Origin of the sequence: Methylomonas rivi, assembly GCF_024505165.1 — a bacterium.
GTDB classification, from domain to species: Bacteria; Pseudomonadota; Gammaproteobacteria; order Methylococcales; family Methylomonadaceae; genus Methylomonas; species Methylomonas rivi.
Genome location: NZ_JANIBK010000269.1, coordinates 1 through 2,472, shown reverse-complemented (window position 1 = coordinate 2,472; position 2,472 = coordinate 1). Strand labels below are relative to the sequence as shown.

Here is a 2,472-nt window from a genome sequence, read left to right as displayed (position 1 = left end):
ACATTAGCGATAGTATCAGTCGCTCAACCACTGGGTTAACTGATGTAGCCGGAAGTGAAATTTACCGTTTTGATTTAGCCCTATCCAGCCCTATAGCATTGAACAGCAATGACACCTATTACTTATCCGTCGTCAATGAATTTGACCAAAATGATGCGAGTGCTATTTGGTATTGGCTGTTAAGCAATAATGCGGGAAGCAATTATTTTCGATTGTCCGACGCGGAGGCATGGCTAAGCGATACAACAGGAAATATGGCCTTCAGCGTTTCGACTACAGTCCCCCTGCCTTCGGCTTTAGGTTTGTGGCTTGTAGGTGGTGCTTTGATCGGGTTTTTGGGTAAACGCAAGGCCTGAGTCGAGGTTTATAAAAAGCGTCCAAGTGTTCCTTTGATTGTCCGGTTATGCACTTTTAACGGACGATCAAACGAGCTGTTTTCGGAGTCTTTGGTTGACCGCTTTTGGCCGATTGTGTTGAAAAAGGCCCTTTTGTGAAAAAAGTGCTTTTTATAAAAATTATTTTCCATTTAAAACAATAAGTTAAAAAGTCGACTGATGGCAAAATTGGCCTAAAACCACCAGAAACCGCCTTTTTCAACACAATCGGCCGGGTCTTGCCTGCCAGTTACTAAAAAATTAGGCAATTTGAACGGCAGGTTTCGGGTTTAAATCCGTTTAAAAATATCCCGTTTCGTCTTTATTTGGCTGCGTTATGGTGGGTGACATCTTGAAGTCACAGAACTTCAAAGTCAATGGCTATCAATCGAGTTGGATTAAAGCTAACTTGGCAGCTCAGCCTATTCGCAGTACGATAAGCTCGTTAAGCAAGGTTGGAGATCACCAATGCCCTCGTTTTCATCACACTCACGTCGCTTAAGACTTTCAACTAAGCCGAACCAAACTGATTCCGTAAATTCGGTATTTTCTGGTCATCATGCCACGGTCAATTGTCTCGAATGTAATCGGACCATGGTACCAAGGGTCGTGACGTATTATGGTCAACCACTGCGATCAATCTGCCCGTTTTGCGGTGCGACCTTTGCAAAGTTTCCGAGTGGCTTACAGCGCCTTTTGCATCGTTTTCATACCCGGAAGCTATCGTTTACAGTTTTTTTTCGTCTTTTGATTATTGCTATTGGTTTTGCCGTCATAGGGTCTTTAAGTTCTTGGGAGTTTCTACCTCGTAGCTTGGGACGTTTTGCAATATTCGGTACCATTATCTTTGCACCGCTAGCCTTGGCAGAACTGATTTTTCAATGTGTTGAAATCATAGCAGCCAAGTTCTCTCACCAAAGTAATCACTATTGGGCCGCTATAGTCTTATTGACCATATTTACTGCTAATCAAGTTCAAGAAGTTACTGCTTACCTTGTGATGTTTTTCATTGTGATGTTGATTCGCTGGCTCATTTCTGGCTTAGCTCAATTCCGCGAATCATCACACGAAACACACTTCAATAATTAACCAATCCGCGGGCTCGATTGTAGTTAGCGACCTGATTGATCAGATCATTTCTATTTTGTCCCGCAGCACTTTTCAGTAGTTCGGCGATATTATTTCCATCGTTCGAACCCTCCTCATCTAGGAGTTTCCGCTTTGCGTAACCCAAATCTCCAGCATTGTCACCATAGACGGCAATACCAGAGAAGGCATCAATCATAGCCGCTCGGTAATAGACTTGTTGGCTGGGAGTTAGTTTATCCGCTACTTCATTAACTCTTTGGTCGGCCCAGTTTTTTGTTGCCTCTTTAAATCCAGAATAAGATTGAGATGCACCATACTTTATAGCGTCCCAGTAATCAGCACCCTTAGTATATGCTTCGTTAGCATGAGTCCAGAACTCCTTGACGAATTGTTGGCTACCAGCTCCCACTGCCTCGATGTTTTTGACTGAATTATAAAGACTGCCCCCCAGATAATTGTAAGAAGCCTCTGCGGCCGAAGGCGTGTCATTGGCAGCCGCCGCAATGGATTGCCTAAAGCGCTCCGCTTTGATGTTCCCCAATTGCTCAAAGCCTTCTTTTGAATTTTGTTCACGCTCAGCCAGATTTCGATCGTGCTGTGCTTCAACTCGGGCTTCGCCGCCGGCAATTTTTCCTTTTGCTGAATGAATCGTTGCCTGTGCTCGTTGATTTAGCGATTCGGTTTCAACGTGTGGAACCTTGAGGTTGGCCTGTTCTACGTTGGCTTGAACCCTGCCAGTCTCTGGTGCATTGGCTTTCAGCGATTCGTTTTGGTTAGCGTTCCAGGATTGATCGGCCTGTGGCGCATTAAACGCATCACCGAGCAGTTGGTAACCCAAGATTTGCGCCTGGTGCGATTGCTGATCGTCCAGCGTTCGGTAACTGGGTGAGGAGAAGCCGGTCAATAACGACATGCCGGCGGCGGCATAGGCTTGATCGGCATCGCTAATCCACCCCGACGCTTTCCACTGTGAGGCCAACCGCTGTGTATCACCTCGCAAGCCGTATTT

General features: G+C 45.5%; 2 protein-coding genes and 1 pseudogene. 2 read left to right on the top strand and 1 reads right to left on the bottom strand.

Annotated elements, in window-relative coordinates; translation table 11 throughout:
* On the top strand, window positions 1–356 hold a 356-nt coding region (locus tag NP596_RS20960), incomplete at its 5' end, for a PEP-CTERM sorting domain-containing protein (RefSeq protein ID WP_256617331.1).
* 765 nt (window positions 357–1,121) lie between these two features.
* On the top strand, window positions 1,122–1,463 hold the full coding sequence (locus tag NP596_RS20955) for a hypothetical protein (RefSeq protein ID WP_256617330.1): 342 nt from the start codon (window positions 1,122–1,124) through the stop codon (window positions 1,461–1,463).
* Here NP596_RS20955 and NP596_RS20950 read toward each other — a convergent pair.
* Window positions 1,453–2,472, bottom strand: a pseudogene (locus NP596_RS20950) (conjugal transfer protein TraG N-terminal domain-containing protein); the annotation flags it as partial. The gene NP596_RS20955 and the pseudogene NP596_RS20950 overlap by 11 nt on opposite strands.